Here is an 18,040-nt window from a genome sequence, read left to right as displayed (position 1 = left end):
TGTTGCCGACCGGCTGTCACAGTTTAGGAGTTCATCGCGGTTGCTGAGAAATTGAAGATTTCGATCCGGGGCATCGTTGTTTTTTGTTAATTTGAAGAAGTGGTTCGTAGGAAGGGGTGAAGTTATATGGATACGAAGATTGTTGATGGTGTGGGTGGTGGCCTTTCGGAGGTTTCAGATTCAGGCGGGCTGGGTGCGCCTCTTTACGGCGCCTCGTTTGGTAGGTCGGTGAAGCGGTTCTTTGCAAAGTATGGGAAGTTCGGGGGTCGCGCCTCGCGGAGTGAGTTTTGGTGGAGTCAGCTTTTTGTTTTCCTGGTGATGGTGGTGCCTTACGTCGCCATGACGGTGGGAATCGTGGCCAGTACTGTCTGGGCTCAGAAGAACCCTGTTGTGCAGTCCATGGGTTTCGATCCGGCCACGGGGCAGGAAGTGTTCCATGAGGGCGCTCCTGGGGTTGTGAATGCGCCTACTGGCGGTCTGATGGTGGTTGGTTTCATTCTTGTCGTTGTTCTGGGGTTGGCGCTGTTGGTGCCTCAGCTGTCGTTGCTCTGGCGGCGTCTGCATGATGCAAATCTGGCAGGTCCGTTTGCGTTCCTTGGGCTTGTTCCCTTTGTTGGCGGTCTGGTTGTTTTCATTCTGGCGTTGATGCCGTCCAAGGCGGAAGGACAGCGCTTCGATCCTCGATGACACGCGGCAGCACATGCTGAAGGTTGCATCGACGATCGCTCGGTGCAACCTTCTGGCAGTTAACCGGCTCTTCAAGGTTCCCGGGGAAATAGGTTCGTGTTGTAGCCAGCAGAGGACTCGTGGTCCTGCTGGGATGAGTGTTACTACGCATTCAACCTGAACAGGAACCACGAGCCTTGTTGGAGCCTACTGTGGCGGCCGAAGATGCTGCCAGCTTGATCTTCAACCTGCCTGATTACCGTGTCACCGGCACCGTGTTGCTCCCGGACGGGGCACGCCATGTCACGGGGCCAGAGATACGGCGAATGGGATGAGATCGACGCCCCCCGTGTCTCCGGCAGCATCAGCAATCAGGCCCAGCGCCTGGACTTCCGACGTTTCACTTCCCACGCCCTGCTGCAATGCTTCATCGCGGAACGGGACGTGATCCGCCAGTACACCCCGCATCTGCCGGTCACCACCAACTTCATGGCAACCAACTGCCTCGCCGCGGACTACTGGGCCTGGAGCCGCGAGGTGGATATCGTGGCGAACGACCACTACCTCGTCGCGCAGCGCACCGACAACCACATCCTGCTCTCCATGGACGCCGACCTGACCCGCTCACTTGCGGGCAACCAGCCCTGGATGCTCATGGAACACTCCACCGGCGCAGTGAACTGGCAGGGCCGCAACATTGCTAAACGCGCCGGTGAGCTGGCCCGCAACAGCATCGCCCACTTGGCCCGTGGCGCCGACGCCGTGATGTTCTTCCAGTTCCGCGCCTCGCGGTACGGCGCCGAAAAGTTCCACTCGGCCATGCTCCCGCACACCGGCACCGGCACCCGGATCTGGCGCGAAGTGTTGGACCTCGGTGACGACCTGAAGAAACTTTCCGTCGTCAAAGGATCCAGCGTGACTTCCCGCGTGGCCATCCTCTGGGACGTCGAATCGTTCTGGGCCCAGGACCTTGAATGGCGGCCCAGCAGCGACTTGGACCACCGCGAGCGCATCGAAGCCTTTTATACCGTCCTCTGGAACGCCGGGATCAGCGTCGACTTCGCCCACCCCGAAGCCGACCTCACCGGTTACGATCTCGTCCTGGCGCCAGCCCTCTACCTCATTGGCGACAAAGCCGCCGCGAACCTGCACAGTTATGTCAAGGAAGGCGGGAACCTGGTGGTTTCCTATTTCTCCGGCGTCGTGGACGCGAACGACACCGTCCCTGAAGGTGCTTCACCAGGGGCCCTCCGCGATGTCCTCGGCCTGGAGATCCATGAGTTCCTCCCGCTCCGCCAGGACGAAACCATCACGCTCAGCAACGGATCTGCGGGCACCGTCTGGGCCGAAGATATCCACGCCGGCACGGCCACAGTGCTCAGCCGTTACGTCAATGGCCCCGCCGCTTCCGGGCCAGCCATCACTCGCAACGCGTTCGGCAATGGCACTGCCTTGTATGTCTCCACCAAGCTCGACGGCGATGACCTCGCCGGAGTGCTGCTCGACGCCGTCCGGACGGCGGGAATCGAGTTGGGCTCCCAACCGCCAGCAGGGCTGGAAGTCGTGACCCGCGGCACCGCGACCGATAGCTACATGTTCCTGATCAACCACACGGACGCCGACGCCGAGTACCCCGCCACCGGCCGGGACCTCCTCGCCGGCGGGCACATCAGCGGCACCGCGGTCATCCCTGCCGGTACGGTGTGCGTCATCCACACCGCCGGCGAAGCCAGCTAGACCCCCAGAAAGTCACCCATGACGAACAGCACCACCATTGACTTCGTTGAAGTGCGCGTCGAAAGTGCCTGCCAGATTGAGGAACGCCTCAACGCGGCGGTTCAGGACCTGCAGCCGTTTGCCGCCCGCACACGGAACGGCATCCTCGTCACCCGGCTCAACCCCGGCCACTTCGCCATTTCCCTGAGCGAGGAGGTCCCATTCGGCCTCACTCGCGAGCGCGGCCGGTAACAAGCAGCCGGCGAGGAACCACCACAGCACAGAAGGGAACCACCACAGCACAGAAGGGAACCACCAGACCCGGATCTGGATGGCAGGTCCGGTAGACTGATGCCGGATCCGGGCCGGCGCAGACGCCCCCGGCTGCCGCCGAGGTGACATAGGCGGCGTTCCACCGCCCGGGCAATCCGGGCGTCAGAGCCTGCACCCGTCGAAGGAACGCCATGTCATCGCCCTCCCTCACACTGCCGCCACACACGCCGGCCACCGCCCGGAACCGCCGCCTGCTCGAAATCCTTGGTGCCCTGGCCATTGCCGGCACGTACATCTACCTGGTGCTGAACCAGCCCGCGGACATCACCGGTGGCCCCGGCAGCGCCTCGGCCCTGATCGCACTCTCCGGTTTCCTTGTGGGCGCCGTGCTTTTGATCATCGGCGTCCTGCCCACGCTGCCCGTCTCCACGCTGGTGCTGATTCCTGTGGCGCTGGTGCTGAACATTGTCCTCGGCCAGTTCGTGGGCAGCACCTTGGTCCCGTTCTACCTTGACGCCATCGGCACCGTCCTGATCGCCGTCCTGGCCGGACCCGCGGCGGGGGCGGCCACCGGTGCCCTCAGCAGCATCGTCTGGTCCTTCTTCAACCCGACCGTCCTGCCCTTCGCTGCCGGCGCGGCCCTGATCGGCTGCCTGGCCGGCGTCGCCGCGCGGTACGGTCTGTTCCGTCGCTTCTATCTGGCACCGGTGGCGGGCTTCCTGACCGGCATCATCGGTGGCGTGGTCTCCGCTCCCGTTGCCGCGTTCGTCTTCGGCGGCACCTCAGGCCTGGCCACCGGCGCCATCGTCAGCGCCTTCCGCTCCATGGGCGACAGCCTGCTGGCCGCCATTACCAAGCAGGCCCTGATCTCGGACCCCATGGACAAGGCGATTGTCTTCACGCTCGTGGCCGTCCTGGTGTATGCCCTGCCGCGCCGTACCCGCCTGCAGTTCCCGTTTGTCCGCCGGCACCGCGTGCTGGCAGGAATGTCCACCGGCCAGTCCGCAGACCACTCCAGCGATAAGTCCGCCGGCCAGGACTCCTGACCGACCCCCGATGCGCCTGCACCCCCTGACATCGCTGTCGGCCGCCGGCAGCACAGCAGTCATTACGACGGCGGCTGGCAGCTGGCCACTGTCCTTCGCCGTGATCGCCGCGGCGTTTGTTCTGTCGGTCGCCGGGGGAGTGTCGCGCCGGATGCTGCCCGCGGCGGCGGTCATCCTGGTTCCGCTGGTGCTCTCGCTGCTGGTACTGCACGGACTGTTCTTTCCCGAAGGCAGCACCGTCCTGGCGCAGTGGGGACCGGCGCGCGTCACCGCGGAAGGACTGCAGTTTGCCGCCGCGCGCGCTGCACAGCTTTCCGCCGCAGTGCTCGTGCTGCTGCTCTGTTCCTTCACCATCAGCATCCCGGACCTCGTGGCTGTCCTGTCCACGCACCGGGTCCACGCGCGGTTCGCGTTTGTGGTGGCCTCCACGCTGACGCTGCTGCCGGTCATCAGCTCGCGGCTGGCGCGGATCAGGGAGGCCCAGGAATCCCGCGGCCTGGTGATCCGCGGCGGCTTTCTCCGACGGGTGGCAGCGTTCCGGTGGCAGGCCATTCCGCTGGTGCTGCTCCTGGTGGAGGAGGCTGGCACGCGCGCGGCAGCCTTGCAGGCCCGCGGTTTCGGCAGCGCCGGGCCACGCACAAGCTACCGGGAAGTGCCGGACCCGCCCGTTCAGCGCCGGGTGCGGCTCGTTCTGCTGCTGGCGGCGGTTGTGGCTGTCGCCGCCCGGCTGTGGCAGCCGACGGCGGGTGTTTGAGGATGGCTGTTGGCGCACCTCCGGCGCTGGCTGCGGTTATCGAAAAGTTTGTCTTCCCCGGCGAGCAGTCGCCGGTCCTGGCAGGCCTTGAGCTGTCCTTCGCCGCGGGATCGCTGACAGCCGTGCTCGGCGGTTCCGGCAGCGGAAAATCAACAGTGGGACGGCTGCTTGGGGGATGGTTGCTGCCCGGCGACGGCGGGACGCTCACGGGCTCGCTTGAACTCGCCGGCACACGCCTGTGTTTTAAGGGGACAGTTGCCGATCCTCGGATCGATCCCGGCAGCTGGGGCCGCCAGGTGGGCTTCGTGCCCCAAGACCCCACGTCCGCCTTATCCTCGGTCCGTGCCACCGTTGCCGAAGAGCTGGCCTTCGGATTGGAAAACGCGGGGGTGGACCGCGAGACTATGGCGGGAGCCGTCCGGCACACAGCAGCGCTGACCGGCCTGACCCGGCTGCTGGCCCGGGATCCGGCCACGCTTTCCGGTGGTCAGCTGCGCCGACTGGCCATCGGCTGCGCGGTCATTCAGCGCCCCGCAGTTCTCGTCATGGACGAGCCCTTCGCCTCACTTGACGCGGAAGGAGCCGGGGACCTCGCTGCTCTGGTGCGAAACCTCGTAAAGGACGGCACCGCCGTCGTGATCCTGAGCCAGCGGGCCGATTCCTTCCTGCACAACGCCGATACATGGCTGGTGCTTGCCGGGGGTTCCATGGCCGCGGCGGGCACGCCGGCGGAAATCGCGGCTGCCGGGGCGCTGGAAATGGCGGGTGTGGTCTGCCCCCGCCCGCTTACGGGTCTCCGGACGCCGGCAGAAGCAGGCGATCCATCCGCCGTCGACAGTCCGCCCGCCTTGGAGCTGCGTGACGTCTCGTTCACGTACCGGCGGACGCAGCGCAGAGGCTGGTTCAGGGCACAACCGGGCCCGCCGGCTGACCCGGTACTGCACGGACTGAGCCTGACCGTCAGTGCCGGCGAGATTCTGGCGGTGACAGGTCCCAACGGCGCCGGAAAGTCCACGCTGCTGAGGCACCTCAACGGCCTGCTCCAACCAACTGAAGGCAGCGTGCTGGTCAAGGGGCGGAACATCGGCGGACAGCCGGCGGGACGGGTGTCCGGTGACGTCGGGCTCCTCTTCCAGCAGCCCAGGGACCAGCTGTTTGAGCGGACCGTGGAACGGGAAGTCCGCTTCGGACTCAAGCGCGGGCAGCCAGCGGCTGACCAGGCGGTGCAGCACGCCCTCGCCGCCGTTGGCCTTGAGCACCTTGCCGGACGGCACCCGGCCGAACTGCCCGCGTCCCAGCAGCGGCTTCTGGCCCTGGCCACAGTGCTGGCACGGCGTCCCTCAGTGCTTGGACTGGATGAGCCGACGGTTGCCCTCGACGGCCATGGCCTGGCCGCGCTGGACCGGGTGGTACGCAGCACGACGGCGGAGGGCACCGCCGTCGTGCTGGTCACCCACGACCTGGACTACGCACGATCCATCGCGCACCGGCTGGTGCGCCTCGACGCCGGCCGCCTGCTACCCGCGGACTGATGCCGGGGTGGCTGAATCCGGGCTGACTGAATCCGGACTGACTGATGCCGAGGACTGACCAGTCACACCGGACGCGACGCCGGGCGCGAGGAACCGCTTGCCGTTGATCCGCTCCGAGGCACCAACACGGTCCAGGTACGGCGTGATGCCGCCCAGGAACATCGGCCAGCCCGCGCCCAGGATCATGCAGAGGTCGATGTCTTCAGGACCGGCCACCACGCCCTGATCCAGCATTAGCCCGATCTCCTCGGCCAGGGCATCCTGGACACGGCGCAGCACGTCGTCCCCGGTGGACGGCGACGTGCCGAAGGACATGAGCGACAGGGTGGACTCGGGGATCTCCTGGGAGCCGTCGGCTGCCGGGGCCCAGAGCGACTTCACGCCGTTCTCGATCAGTTTCTGCAGGTTCGTGGACACGGCAAAGCGGTCTCCGAAGGCGGCGTGCAGGGACTCCTGGACATGCTGGGCCACCGGCAGGCCCACCATGGCACCCAGCGTGAACGGCGTCATCGGCAGGCCCATGGGACGCAGCGAGGTGTCGGCAACGTCGGCAGGGGTTCCTTCGTCGAAGGCGGCTGTCACTTCGCCCATGAGCCGCAGCAGGATCCTGTTGACCACAAAGGCCGGCGCATCCTTGACCAGGACCGCGCTCTTCTTCAGGCCCTTGGCGAGCTCAAAAGCGGTGGCCAGCACGGCGTCGTCGGTCTTGGGCGCGCGAACGATTTCGAGCAGCGGCATCACGGCCACCGGGTTGAAGAAGTGGAAGCCCACCAGCCGTTCGGGGTGGGCGAGGTCTTCGGCCATGGCCGTGACGGACAGCGAGGACGTGTTGGTGGCGAGGATGCAGTCCGGCGAGACGATTGCCTCCACCTCGGCGAAGACCTGCTTCTTGACGTTCAGCTCTTCGAAGACGGCCTCAATGACAAAGTCGGCGTCCGCGAAGGCTTCCTTGGAGACCGATCCCGTGACGAGCCCCTTGGTGCGGTTGGCCGCGTCCTGGCTGATCCGTTTTTTGCCGAGGAGCTTGTCCACCTCGGCATGGACGTAGCCCACGCCCTTGTCCACACGGGCCTGGTCGATGTCCGTCATCACCACGGGGACCTTGAGCTGGCGGGCGAACAGGAGGGCGAGCTGGCTGGCCATGAGGCCCGCACCCACGACGCCGATCTTGGTGACCGGTCGGGCGAGCTTACGGTCCGGGGCGCCGGCGGGCCGCTTGGAACGCTTCTGGACCAGGTCCAGGAAGGCGTACACGGTGGCGCGGAACTCGTCTGTCTGCATCAGGCCGGCGAGGGTTTCGCATTCGAGGGCGGCGGATTCGGCCTGGGACATGGTCCGGTTGGCTTCGAGGATGTCCAGGACCTTGGCCGGCGCGGGGGAGGCGTTGGAGGTCTTGGCCTCGACAAATGTCCGGCCGGCGGCGACCGCTGCGGACCAACGCCCGGCAACGGCGGGATCAGCGGGGTCCACGGCGTTGGCCCGTGCCGGGACCACCTCGCCGGTGATGACAGTGGCCGCCCAGGCGAGGGACTGTTCCAGGAAGTCTGCCGGTTCGAACAGGGCGTCGGCGATGCCGAGCTGGAAGGCCTGCGGCCCGTTGAGCGTCCGGTTGTTGCTGAGCGGGTTCTCGATCATCACCTTGACCGCGTTCTCGGGTCCGATCAGGCGCGGCATGATGTAGACGCCGCCCCAGCCGGGGACCAGGCCGATGAAGGCCTCGGGAAGCGCCAGCGCACCGGCGCCGGTGGACACCGTGCGGTATGTGGACTGCAGGGCGATCTCCAGGCCGCCGCCCAGGGCAACGCCGTTGATGAAGGCGAAGCTGGGGACGCCGAGGTTGGCCAGCGTGGCATAAACGTCATGCCCGAGCTGTGCCATCCACAGGCCATGCTCGCGGTTCTCCAGCGACTTCACCGCGGACAGGTCAGCGCCGGCCACGAGGAAGTACGGCTTGCCGGTCACGCCCACGCCCACGATCTCGCCGCGGGCCGCACGCTCCTTCAGGCCCTCCAGGACGGTGCCCAGTTCGACCAGGGTATTGGGTCCCAGTGTGGTGGGTTTGGAGTGGTCCAGGCCGTTGTCCAGGGTGATCAGCGCAAACACTCCGGGGCTCTGCTGGCCGGGGCTGGCCGGCAGCTTGATGTCCTGGACGTACGAGTGGGTCACGGTTTCGTCGGGGAAGAGCTCGGCAAGCTTGGTGAAATCGGCGGCGCTCATGCGGCGGCTCCTTCGGTGGTTGCTTCGTTGACTGCCGGTGCTGCGACGGCACCGCTGTAATCGGCGTGGTGCGGGTTTTCCCAGATGACGGTGGCGCCCATGCCCAAGCCTATGCACATGGTGGTGATCCCGTACCGGACGGAGGGGTCTTCTTCAAACTGCCGGGCGAGCTGGTTCATGAGCCTGACGCCGGAGGACGCGAGGGGGTGGCCCACCGCGATGGCGCCGCCGTACCGGTTCACGCGGGGGTCGTCGTCGGAAATACCAAAGTGGTCCAGGAAGCTGAGAACCTGCACGGCAAAGGCTTCATTGATCTCGAAAAGTCCGATGTCCTCAAGGCTGAGCCCGGCGTTTTTCAGGGCCTTTTCGGTGGCGGGCACGGGTCCGATGCCCATGACCTCCGGTTCGACGCCGGCGTAGGCGTAGCTGACCAGCCGCATCTTGACCGGCAGGCCCAGTTCCGCGGCAGCTTCCGAGGAGGCCAGGACAGCGGCCGTGGCGCCGTCGTTCAGGCCGGCGGCGTTGCCTGCCGTCACGCGGCCGTGGGCGCGGAAGGGAGTCCGCAGGGCCGCCAGGTCGTCCAGTGTGGTGCCCGGGCGGGGCGGCTCATCAACGCTGTTCACCGTCCAGCCCTGCCCCGGCTTCAGGGTAGCGACCGGAACGAGGTCCGGCTGGATCTGGCCCTGGGCGTAGGCGGCTGCGAGTTTGTCCTGCGAGGCAACCGCGTAGGCGTCTGTGCGTTCCTTGGTGATGGCGGGAAAACGGTCATGCAGGTTTTCGGCTGTGTTGCCCATATTCAGGGCGGCGGGGTCTACCAAGCGCTCGGACATAAAGCGCGGGTTCGGATCGGCGCCGGAGCCCATCGGGTGGTTGCCCATGTGCTCCACACCGCCGGCGATGACAACGTCGTAGGCGCCGAAACCGATGCCGCTCGCGGTCGTGGTGACAGCGGTCATGGCGCCGGCGCACATGCGGTCGATGGCGAATCCGGGGACGGTGCGGGGGAGCCCTGCCAGGAGGGCCGCTGTGCGGCCGAGAGTCAGGCCCTGATCGCCGGTCTGGGTGGTGGCGGCAACAGCGACTTCGTCGATCCGGGCCGCGGGCAGGGTGGGGTTGCGGCGCAGAAGTTCGCGGATGCACTTAACCATCAGGTCATCGGCACGGGTTCCGGCGTAGATGCCTTTCTCGCCGGCCCGGCCGAAGGGTGTGCGGACGCCGTCAACAAAAACGACGTCGCGGACAGTTCGCGGGGATCCGCTGCTTCCGTGGTGGCTCACGTTTACTCCTCATCGAGACGTTGGCGCCGTCCGGAGGCCAAAGGGCAGCACTCGGCGGGACGGCAGTGCACACTATGTTACTCGTCAGTAACATAGTGTGCAAGGCTCGGTGAAGGTGCGTTTACTCGGTGGCTGCGGTTGCCTTGTTTTCCTTGGCCGGCAGCGGTTGCGGGTTGAGGAAAGCGTCAGTGATGAGCGGCGCGATCAGGCCGATCTGCCATTCGCGGGCACCGAGGGTGCGCAGCTCAGTGGCCACTGCTTCTTCGGTAATGTCCGACGGCGGGCGCCACGCCACGCGGCGCAGGTAGTCCGGCGTCAGCAGGTTCTCCACGGGAAGGTTCAGTTCGTCCGCCTTCTCCTGCAGGAGTGGGCGGGCGGTGGACAGGCGTGCCGCGGCCTCGGGGTCACGATCGGACCACACCCGCGGCGGGGGCGGAGCGTTGGTAGGCAGGTGCAGCGGCGGAAGGTCCTCAAGATCGCGGGCAGCGGCGATGCACCGGAGCCACCGGGGTGCCTCACGCTGAGCCGCACGGCCATGGAAGCCCTTGGTGCCGAGTAGTTGGGGAACGGTGGACGGCATGGCCTTGGCGGCGGACACCAGGGCGGAATCAGGAATCAGCCGTCCCGGTGCCACATCGCGTTTCTGTGCCAGGGAATCGCGCTCCAGCCACATTTCGCGGACCGCGGCCAGCTGGCGCCGGTCACGGATCTGGTGCAGGCCCGACGTCTTGCGCCAGGGGTCAACCCGGGGAGGGGCCACACCGGCGCCAAGGATGGCGGCAAACTCCTGCTCCGCGTAGTCCAGCTTGCCGTCGGCTTGCAGCAGCTCGATGAGTTCTTCGCGCAGTTCGGTCAGGACTTCCACGTCCAGGGCGGCGTAGCGCAGCCACGGCTCGGGCAGGGGCCGGGTGGACCAGTCGGCGGCCGAATGTTCCTTCGCCAGGCCAAAACCGAGCAGTTGTTCGATGACGGCAGCCAGGCCAACGCGTGGCAGCCCGGCCAGCCGCGCAGCGAGCTCCGTATCAAAGAGCTTGTCCGGCCACATGCCCAGCTCCAGCAGGCAGGGCAGGTCCTGGCTGGCTGCATGCAGGATCCATTCCACCCCCTGAAGCGCATCGTTGATGATGGACAGGTTCTCGAACGGTTCAGGATCGATCAGCCAGGTACCGGAGCCTTCGCGCCGGATCTGCACCAGGAATGCGCGCTGGCCGTACCGGAATCCTGAGGCCCTTTCTGCATCAACCCCTGCGGGCCCAGTTCCGGCGGCGATGGCTGCCGCACACCGCTCCAGCCCGGACTGCGTTTCGATAACCAGCGGCACGCCGTCGCGCGGTGCGTCGAGGTCAATGATTACGGGGACTTGGCTGTCGAAGCCTTCCACCGTGATGTGGGGAGTGGTATCAGCAGCCGGAGCGCCGGCCGTGGTGTTTTCCGGAATATGAGGGGTCATGATGCCTTCAGTTTACCGACAAGGGGCAGTCCTAGTTCCGGCGCCGGCGCGGAAGAACCGCGACGCCGTCGGGCAGAGGGGGGAGACCGGCGAACGTGCAGACCATGTCTGACCATGCCTCCAGATGGGCAGTGACGTCCGAAGACGCCGGAGTCCAGGAGGCGCGCAGCTCGATATCGATCGACCCGGGCCGGTCAGAAAGTGTTCCAAAGCTCTCCGACAGGACGCGCGTGGCGGTACCGCCGGCCGCCCGGTAGGGGGCCTTGTGATTCTCCAGTGCCTCGACCAGCCAGGTCCAGGCAACGTTGCCCAGCATTTCGTCGTTGCCCATTTCGGGCTCAAGCTGGGCCCGGATGTAGGTGACAATCCGGAATTCGCCGTCCCAGACTGCTGAGCCTTCGGGGTCGTGCAGCAGGATAAAGCGGCCCGTGGCCAGCTCGGTGTCGTCGTCGTCCTCGGTGCCGGACGCAGCGGCCAGGGCCATGGCGGCGGGCCCGTGGACGGGAGTGGTGCCGCCACCCGGTCCGGGCGCCATGACCTCGGCCCCGAGCGCCACGGCGAACGGTGCCAGGCGCGCCGGGGCGGGAATTTCCGCCAGGCGCAGCTCACTGCGGCATTGGGCATTCCTGAGGGTTCCCAAGGCGTGGAGAAATTCCGGGGGAACCTGGGCTAGTGCGTTCACCTTCGCAGATTACGCAACAGCCAGGGGCGGGCGGTGCAGGCTCGCCGTCGGCCGGTCCATGCTATCCGGCTTCCCTGCCCGCGTGGTGGGCCGCAAGTTCCCGGCGGATCGCGGCCACAAACGCGTCGACATCGTCCTCGCTGGTGTCGAAGGAGCACATCCAGCGGACCTCGCGGGCGGCTTCATCCCAGTCGTAGAACCGGAACGACCCCCGCAGGCGGTCAGCTATGCCGGCCGGCAGGACGGCAAACACGCCGTTGGACTCCGTCTTCTGCGTGGGCTCCACGCCCTCGATCGTGTCCACCGCGGCGCGGAGGCGGGCAGCCATGGCGTTGGCGTGCGACGCCGAACGGAGCCACAGGTCGCCTTCCAGCAGGGCGATGAACTGGGCCGACAGGAAGCGCATTTTCGACGCAAGCTGCATGTTCATCTTGCGCAGGAACACGAGGCCGTGGGCCGCTTCGGGGTTCAGGGCGACCACCACCTCGCCGTACAGCAGCCCGTTCTTGGTGCCGCCGAAGGAGAGGATGTCCACCCCGGCGTCGCGCGTGAAAGCCCGCAGCGGCACCTTCAGGTGGGCGGCGGCGTTGGCCAGCCGCGCGCCGTCCATGTGGAGTTTCATGCCCTTGGCGTGGGCATGATCCGCGATGGCCCGGACCTCATCCGGGGTGTAGCACGTGCCAAGCTCGGTGGTCTGGGTGATGGACACTGCCAGCGGCTGTGCGCGGTGTTCATCGCCCCAGCCCCACGCCTCGCGGTCAATCAGCTCCGGCGTCAGCTTGCCGTCGGGGGTGGGCACATGCAGGAGTTTGATCCCGCCGATCCGTTCCGGGGCGCCGTTTTCGTCCATGTTGATGTGCGCCGTCGAAGCGCACACCACAGCACCCCAGCGCGGGAGCAGCGACTGCAGCGACAGCACGTTGGCCCCCGTGCCGTTGAACACCGGGAAACATTCGATGCCGGCGCCGAAGTGCTCCTCCATCAGCTCCTGCAGCCGTGCCGTGTAGTCGTCCTCGCCGTAGGCCACCTGGTGGCCCTCGTTGGCTGCCGCGAGGGCGGCCAGGACCTCGGGGTGCACACCGGAGTAGTTGTCCGAGGCGAAACCGCGGACGGACGCGTCATGCAGCCGGGCGGCGGGATTTTCAAGCCGCAGGGCGGCATCTACCGTTGTTGTCATTGCTTTGCTCACGTTCTCAGTCTAGGGAGGTCGGGTCCGGCCGGTCAGGGGTCCAGCAAGTCCTGGGATTTTGCAGTCAGGGGGTCAGGAGCAGGCGCCGGCCGTTCAGTTCGGCTGCCGGGCGACTGAACAGTCCGACGACGGCGGCGGCCAGGTCCTCGATGTCGGTGGCGCCGGGGAAGGTCCGTTCCGGGTGCGCCTTCCGGAGTTCCGCGTCCACCAGCGCTTTCACCACCAGGACGACGGCGGCGCCGCGCAAGGCGGTGCCCTCATCCGCAGCCCCACGGGCCAGGCCCTCCGCCATCGCTAGAGTCCAGGTCTCGGCGGCGGCCTTTGCCGCCACGTAGCTGGCCGTCGCTGCCGTGGGCTTGTCCACCGCGGTGGAGGACACCATGGCAAACCTTCCGGTTCCGGCGGCGGCCAGGTCGGCGTAAAAGACTCGGGAGATATTCCTGAGCGTCGTGACGGTGCCGCGCTCCAGGAAGTCCCAGTCGGCGTCGCTTTGGTCCGTGATGCCTGTCGCGCCGCGCCAGCCGCCCACGAGGTGGATGACGCCGTCCATCGCTCCGGCGGTGCCCGCCAGGGTCTTCCGGAGGGCCTGGACGTCAGCGGGATCCGCAAGATCGCACACCAAGGGAGTGACGCCGTCGCCCGCCTGCCGTGCAGCACCCTCGATGCGCGTGCTGTCCGAGCCGACCGTGAAGACCCGGAACCCCGCCTGGTGCAACGCCCGGGCCACAGCGATCCCGGAGGGACCACTGCCGCCGGTGACCAGGACGTTCAGCGCGGGGGCATGGTCGGGAACAGGAGCCACGCGCGGGGCGCCGGGTTCGCTCACAGTGCGGACGCTCCGGTGATGCCGGCGGTGGATTCGATGACCGGGCGCATTTTCTTCTCCAGGGCTTCGTAGAACATGGACAGCGGAAATTCGTCGTCCAGCACCTGGTCCGTGAGGCCGCGGGGCGGACCGGCAACGGGAAGCGCGTCGGGGCCCTTGGCCCAGACTGATGCGGGGCTGGGCGTGACCGTGGCGGAGATCAGCTGGTACGCGGCAAGCCAATGTGCCATCTTCGGCCGGTCAATGGAGCGCCAGTAAAGCTCGTCGATCGAGGCGCCGAGGGCGATCACCGCGTCCGCCACCTGGTCCCAGTCGATGCTGAGCCGGCTGTCGGTCCAGTGCAGGACGTGGTGCTGGTGCAGCCAGGCGAAGAGCAACTGTCCGCCGAGGCCGTCGTAGTTGCGCACCCGGTTGCCGGTGATCGCAAAGCGGAAGATCCGGTCGAAGATGATGGCGTACTGCACCAGTTTCGCGTGCAGGCGTGCTTCCGGCCCGGCGTCGTCGTCCTGTTCAATCCGGACGGATTCCCGGAATGCTGTGAGGTCGCAGCGCAGTTCCTCAAGCGAATACAGGAAGTAGGGCATCCGCTGCTTGATCATAAAGGGGTCAAACGGTAGGTCGCCGCGCATATGGGTCCGGTCATGGATCAGGTCCCACATCACAAACGTCGCCTCGGTCAGTTCCTGGTCGGCCAGGAGTTCCGCGGCGCCCGCGGGCAGGTCCAGTGAGGTGATGTCCGCAGCCGCGCGCAGGACCCTGCGGAACCGGGCAGCTTCACGGTCCGCAAAGATGGCGCCCCAGGTGAAGGTGGGTGTTTCCCGAACGGCCACGGTTTCGGGGAACAGCACCGCCGAGTTTGTGTTATAGCCGCGGGTGAAGTCCAGGAACCGGATGGGCACAAAGAGCTTGTTGGAATAGTCCCCGGCCTCAAGGTCGGCCACAAAATCGGGCCAGATGACCTCGATCAGCACAGCTTCCACGAGCCGGCTGCTGCTTCCGTTCTGGGTGTACATGGGGAAGACGACTACATGCTGCCGGCCATCCTGGCGCTGCAGCTGGGGTTGGAACGCCAGCAGGGATGCGAGGAAATCCGGGACGCCGAAACCCGCCTTGGCCCACGCCTGGAAATCAGCGACGACGGCGTCAAGGTAGGCCGCGTCGTGCGGGAACAGCGGTGCCAGTTCGGTGAGCGACTCCGTGATCGAGCCAACCTCGAGCGTGGCGTTTGCGTGGTGGCCGGCGTCAGGTATAGAGCCGTCCTGGATCTGCAGCTCCTGCAGGGATTCGACGGCACTCCTGAGGCGGAGCCAGGCGGGATTTTCGGTGGTGATCCTTGTGGGGGCGCCGGTCACGGTGACGGTCATGGTGCGACTGCCTTTCTCATTTGCTTGGGGCATCTACGGCGAGCGTAGCAAGCAACTAGAGTCCCTAACTCAAATCGAGCCTGAGCATAAGATACTCTCAGCCTCGAGGCGCCTCGGGGCTCCGTCAGATGTAGGCGAAACCATGTCTGGCGGACTCAGGACTCCGTGGATTCTTCCTCGGCGGTACCGCGCGGCACCAGCTTCAGGGACACTGAATTTATGCAAAAGCGCTGGTCCGTGGGCGTGCCGTAGCCTTCACCTTCGAACACATGGCCCAGGTGTGAGTCACAGTGCGCGCACCGCACCTCCACCCGCTTCATGCCGAGCGTCCGGTCGTGGATGTAACGGACGGTGCCTTCGGCGAGCGGTGCCCAGAAGGAGGGCCAGCCACAATGCGAGTCGAATTTTTCGTTGCTCCTGAAGAGCTCGGTTCCACAGGCACGGCATTGGTAGACACCCTCCGTATGGGTGTCCACATACTCGCCGGTGAAGGGGCGCTCCGTACCCGCCTGGCGCAGCACGTGATACTCCTCCGGCGTGAGTTCCTGCCGCCACTCGGCATCCGATTTTCGGTATGCGGGTTCCCCTGCGGCGGCGTCGGCGGCCGGATCCGGGACGGAATCCGTGGCCTTGTTGTTGAAAATACTCTTTCCGAAGATGCTCATAGTCAACTCAACGATCAGGAGTCGCCGATAAATCCCGAACCGGCGTACAGGTGGAGCACCGGGAGCCCCAGCTGGTCCTGGGCTTTGTTGGCCCAGTCCGTGTGGAACGTATCCGCAACTGCGTGAGGACGGGTGATCACTACCGCCTGGGCTGCGCCAAGCTCCTTGACCTTGGCCACAAGGCCTTTGACGGCGCCACCGTCCACTACCTCGCCCGTGACTCCTGCGCCCAGCCCCTCCAGGGCAGCCAGCGAGACGGCCAGCGTCTCTGAAGCCTCGGCCCGTTCAGCGGAGGGGTCCGGAGCATGGGCGGTCAGTTCGCGGAACGCCTTAACAACGTCCAGCAGGGAGAGATTCTCAAGAAAATCCACCAGCAGATGCCGTTCAGTGTTCCCCGGAACCAGCAGGACAAGGGGCGTGTCCTGCCCGTCCACCAGGCGTTCTATGTTAACGCGGTCGTCCGCGCCCAGGGGTTCTTCGGTCAGAATGACGATTGGATCGCTCATGGCATCAGCCTAGTCGTGCGCACCGGCGCCTGCATCCATTTGGACCGCACGGTGGTTGCGGTGTCATGCGCGCGGCGTCCTCGGGGCCGGCAGAATTCCGGCGCCACGTGCCGGACGGAATATGGTCAACCCCTCTGCGCCAGTAAGAATGGTTCCATGGCACCTTCCACGCGCACCCCCACGTTGACGGCGGCAGTTCCGATCCAGGCCGACGGCCGTATGTCGCTGCGCGCCAAATGGGCGCTCTGCGGCGTCATTGGCGGCGGGGCTCTTGCCGCTCTGCTGGCGACAGGGTCCTCCGCACTGGCGTTGTACTTTGCCAGGCGTGTCATCACCCCGGTCCGGCAGCGGACGGCGGACCAGGAAGTCCTGGCCGTGCTCCGGGAAGGCGGCGGCCGGCAGGTCATCCTGACAGCCACTCCGGAGACCACAGTGGACGGTGTCTACGGGTTGTTTTTCGACGGAGGGAAGGGGCACGCCCGGATCGGGCGGATCGTGTCCTATTCGCCGGCGGACGGCACGGTCCTGCGCGACGTGGAAGCCGTCTATGCCGGCGATCTCGATACGGCCCGCCGCGGATGGTGGAGCGGTGCGCTCTACCCGGATCCGGCCACCGCCGGCTTTGCGGCCGAGGACGTGCTGATCGACGTCGACGGCGGCTCAGCACCGGCGTGGCTGGTCCGGTCCGGCGGCACGGCCCGGACCTGGGCAGTCATGGTTCACGGACGCGGGGCTACCCGCCAGGAGGCCCTTCGGGCGGTAGGCCCCGCCCTGGAACTGGGGCTCACCAGCCTGCTTGTCTCGTACCGGAACGACGGGTTGGCGCCTTCGGCCGAGGATGGCCGGTACGGTTTGGGATCTACGGAATGGCATGACGTGGAGGCCGCCATCGAGTTCGCTCTGGCCAACGGGGCCGAGGAAATTGTTCTCTTCGGCTGGTCCATGGGCGGCGCCATCTGCCTGCAGACGGCCGATCTCTCGCCTCACCGTCACCTGATCCGGGCCGTGGTCCTGGACGCGCCCGTCATCAACTGGGTCAATGTGCTGGCCCACCATGCGCAGATCAACCGCATTCCGTCCCTCGTGGGCCGCTACGGGCAGCTGATGCTGGGCCACCCCGTAGGCCGCAGGCTCACCGGCCTGGCCGCACCCGTGGACCTCAAGGCCATGGACTGGGTGGCGCGCGCCGTGGAAGTCCGGACGCCCACCCTGATCATCCACAGCGTCGATGACGAGTACGTTCCCTATGAACCCTCCGCCCTTCTGGCTGAGCGAAATCCGGACATGGTCACGTTCGAAACGTTCAATCACGCCAGGCACACCAAGGAATGGAATGTCGATCCCGAGCGCTGGGAGAACCTGATCAAGGCGTGGCTCCGGCCCCAGTTGGCTCCGCGGCTTAATCCCGGGCAGAACCGCCCGGAGGAAACCCATCCGGCGAGATGACATTTTGCGGCAGTGTTTTCGGCCGCGATTGCCGCGAAGTGTGTCATTTTCCGAAGACGAGTGCACAGATGTCCGAAGTCGACTACACAGACCATTTCTTCAACAGTGGACCGCACGGAATTTCCGAAGTCGTCAGCACACTCCGTCGTTCTGTGTCCTGAAAACCTTGATTTCCTGCGGGTTCGGGGAGGACCGTTGGTTACGGCCTGGCTCTCGGCGCCTTCCATGCCGCCGAATTAAGTCCGCCAATCTCCTTTGCGTCTGTTGAACAGAATGGGACGCAGCTTGTGCTGGCCGGTTCCGTGGTCCCGTTTGGGGAACCTTGGGTTCTTGCGGTGATTGCAACACTTAGCGGATGGGTGTTGTTATGGCGAGGTATTCGATCTACGTAAGACCGGATTTGCTGCAGGTGTTTTGGGCCGGGATGCAGG

At 66.0% G+C, this 18,040-nt stretch carries 16 protein-coding genes; 7 read left to right on the top strand and 9 right to left on the bottom strand.

Features of this window, described 5'->3' with window-relative positions:
- Positions 1 to 126 precede the first annotated feature (126 nt).
- The 6 genes from ACZYZ4_RS16875 (at position 127) to ACZYZ4_RS16850 (ending at position 5,987) form a co-directional block, all read left to right on the top strand.
- Positions 127 to 687, top strand: coding sequence for a DUF805 domain-containing protein (locus tag ACZYZ4_RS16875; RefSeq protein ID WP_463862726.1), 561 nt, complete (start codon positions 127 to 129; stop codon positions 685 to 687).
- A gap of 279 nt (positions 688 to 966) precedes the next feature.
- Positions 967 to 2,403, top strand: a complete 1,437-nt coding sequence (locus tag ACZYZ4_RS16870) for a beta-galactosidase (protein ID WP_463862724.1) — start codon at positions 967 to 969, stop codon at positions 2,401 to 2,403.
- Between the two features lie 18 nt (positions 2,404 to 2,421).
- On the top strand, positions 2,422 to 2,634 hold the full coding sequence (locus ACZYZ4_RS16865) for a hypothetical protein (RefSeq protein WP_463862722.1): 213 nt from the start codon (positions 2,422 to 2,424) through the stop codon (positions 2,632 to 2,634).
- A gap of 212 nt (positions 2,635 to 2,846) precedes the next feature.
- Positions 2,847 to 3,701: an ECF transporter S component gene (locus tag ACZYZ4_RS16860; RefSeq protein WP_463862720.1), complete on the top strand. Its 855-nt coding sequence runs from the start codon at positions 2,847 to 2,849 to the stop codon at positions 3,699 to 3,701.
- 10 nt (positions 3,702 to 3,711) lie between these two features.
- Positions 3,712 to 4,455 (top strand): energy-coupling factor transporter transmembrane component T, encoded by a 744-nt coding sequence (locus ACZYZ4_RS16855; RefSeq protein WP_463862718.1) that lies wholly within the window; start codon positions 3,712 to 3,714, stop codon positions 4,453 to 4,455.
- Between the two features lie 2 nt (positions 4,456 to 4,457).
- Complete coding sequence (locus ACZYZ4_RS16850; protein ID WP_463862716.1) at positions 4,458 to 5,987, top strand: ABC transporter ATP-binding protein; 1,530 nt, start codon at positions 4,458 to 4,460, stop codon at positions 5,985 to 5,987.
- On the opposite strand, the gene ACZYZ4_RS16845 is transcribed toward ACZYZ4_RS16850, so the two are convergent.
- The 9 genes from ACZYZ4_RS16845 to ACZYZ4_RS16805 all read right to left on the bottom strand — a co-directional run bounded on the left by ACZYZ4_RS16845 (position 5,973) and on the right by ACZYZ4_RS16805 (position 16,163).
- Positions 5,973 to 8,204, bottom strand: a complete 2,232-nt coding sequence (locus tag ACZYZ4_RS16845) for a 3-hydroxyacyl-CoA dehydrogenase NAD-binding domain-containing protein (protein WP_463862714.1) — start codon at positions 8,202 to 8,204, stop codon at positions 5,973 to 5,975. The genes ACZYZ4_RS16850 and ACZYZ4_RS16845 overlap by 15 nt on opposite strands.
- Positions 8,201 to 9,481, bottom strand: a complete 1,281-nt coding sequence (locus ACZYZ4_RS16840) for a thiolase family protein (RefSeq protein ID WP_463862712.1) — start codon at positions 9,479 to 9,481, stop codon at positions 8,201 to 8,203. Before ACZYZ4_RS16840 ends, ACZYZ4_RS16845 begins: the two co-directional genes overlap by 4 nt.
- A 121-nt stretch (positions 9,482 to 9,602) precedes the next feature.
- A complete protein-coding gene (locus ACZYZ4_RS16835) occupies positions 9,603 to 10,931 on the bottom strand; it encodes an HRDC domain-containing protein (RefSeq protein ID WP_463862710.1) in 1,329 nt (442 codons plus the stop codon).
- A gap of 31 nt (positions 10,932 to 10,962) precedes the next feature.
- Entirely contained in the window at positions 10,963 to 11,613 is a 651-nt protein-coding gene (locus ACZYZ4_RS16830; protein ID WP_463862709.1) for a DUF3000 domain-containing protein, read from the bottom strand.
- 61 nt (positions 11,614 to 11,674) lie between these two features.
- Positions 11,675 to 12,790 carry a threonine aldolase family protein gene (locus ACZYZ4_RS16825; protein ID WP_463862776.1) on the bottom strand — a complete coding sequence of 372 codons (1,116 nt, stop codon included), beginning with the start codon at positions 12,788 to 12,790 and terminating at the stop codon, positions 11,675 to 11,677.
- A gap of 76 nt (positions 12,791 to 12,866) precedes the next feature.
- Positions 12,867 to 13,628, bottom strand: a complete 762-nt coding sequence (locus ACZYZ4_RS16820; RefSeq protein ID WP_463862707.1) for an SDR family oxidoreductase — start codon at positions 13,626 to 13,628, stop codon at positions 12,867 to 12,869.
- A complete protein-coding gene (locus ACZYZ4_RS16815; protein ID WP_463862705.1) occupies positions 13,625 to 14,992 on the bottom strand; it encodes a DUF6421 family protein in 1,368 nt (455 codons plus the stop codon). The genes ACZYZ4_RS16820 and ACZYZ4_RS16815 overlap by 4 nt, the downstream gene beginning before the upstream one ends.
- A 155-nt stretch (positions 14,993 to 15,147) precedes the next feature.
- Entirely contained in the window at positions 15,148 to 15,657 is a 510-nt protein-coding gene (gene msrB, locus ACZYZ4_RS16810; protein ID WP_463862704.1) for a peptide-methionine (R)-S-oxide reductase MsrB, read from the bottom strand.
- Positions 15,658 to 15,671: 14 nt separating this feature from the next.
- Complete coding sequence (locus ACZYZ4_RS16805) at positions 15,672 to 16,163, bottom strand: hypothetical protein (protein WP_463862703.1); 492 nt, start codon at positions 16,161 to 16,163, stop codon at positions 15,672 to 15,674.
- A 156-nt stretch (positions 16,164 to 16,319) separates the two neighbouring features.
- On the opposite strand from ACZYZ4_RS16805, the gene ACZYZ4_RS16800 reads away from it, so the two are divergent.
- Positions 16,320 to 17,609, top strand: coding sequence for an alpha/beta hydrolase family protein (locus ACZYZ4_RS16800; protein WP_463862701.1), 1,290 nt, complete (start codon positions 16,320 to 16,322; stop codon positions 17,607 to 17,609).
- The last annotated feature ends 431 nt before the right edge of the window (positions 17,610 to 18,040 follow it).

The sequence above is a fragment of the Pseudarthrobacter adonitolis genome, assembly GCF_055412845.1.
Note: the sequence above shows the minus strand (reverse complement) of the source record. Positions and strands in the feature narration are given on the sequence as shown.

Bases quoted from the DNA above. Each gene is read 5' to 3' on its own strand.
- ACZYZ4_RS16875 (WP_463862726.1), top strand. From the start codon at position 127: ATGGATACGAAGATTGTTGATGGTGTGGGTGGTGGCCTTTCGGAGGTT.
- ACZYZ4_RS16870 (WP_463862724.1), top strand. From the start codon at position 967: ATGTCACGGGGCCAGAGATACGGCGAATGGGATGAGATCGACGCCCCC.
- ACZYZ4_RS16865 (WP_463862722.1), top strand. From the start codon at position 2,422: ATGACGAACAGCACCACCATTGACTTCGTTGAAGTGCGCGTCGAAAGT.
- ACZYZ4_RS16860 (WP_463862720.1), top strand. From the start codon at position 2,847: ATGTCATCGCCCTCCCTCACACTGCCGCCACACACGCCGGCCACCGCC.
- ACZYZ4_RS16855 (WP_463862718.1), top strand. From the start codon at position 3,712: ATGCGCCTGCACCCCCTGACATCGCTGTCGGCCGCCGGCAGCACAGCA.
- ACZYZ4_RS16850 (WP_463862716.1), top strand. From the start codon at position 4,458: ATGGCTGTTGGCGCACCTCCGGCGCTGGCTGCGGTTATCGAAAAGTTT.
- ACZYZ4_RS16845 (WP_463862714.1), bottom strand. From the start codon at position 8,204: ATGAGCGCCGCCGATTTCACCAAGCTTGCCGAGCTCTTCCCCGACGAA.
- ACZYZ4_RS16835 (WP_463862710.1), bottom strand. From the start codon at position 10,931: ATGACCCCTCATATTCCGGAAAACACCACGGCCGGCGCTCCGGCTGCT.
- ACZYZ4_RS16825 (WP_463862776.1), bottom strand. From the start codon at position 12,790: ATGACAACAACGGTAGATGCCGCCCTGCGGCTTGAAAATCCCGCCGCC.
- ACZYZ4_RS16815 (WP_463862705.1), bottom strand. From the start codon at position 14,992: ATGACCGTCACCGTGACCGGCGCCCCCACAAGGATCACCACCGAAAAT.
- msrB (WP_463862704.1), bottom strand. From the start codon at position 15,657: ATGAGCATCTTCGGAAAGAGTATTTTCAACAACAAGGCCACGGATTCC.
- ACZYZ4_RS16805 (WP_463862703.1), bottom strand. From the start codon at position 16,163: ATGAGCGATCCAATCGTCATTCTGACCGAAGAACCCCTGGGCGCGGAC.
- ACZYZ4_RS16800 (WP_463862701.1), top strand. From the start codon at position 16,320: ATGGCACCTTCCACGCGCACCCCCACGTTGACGGCGGCAGTTCCGATC.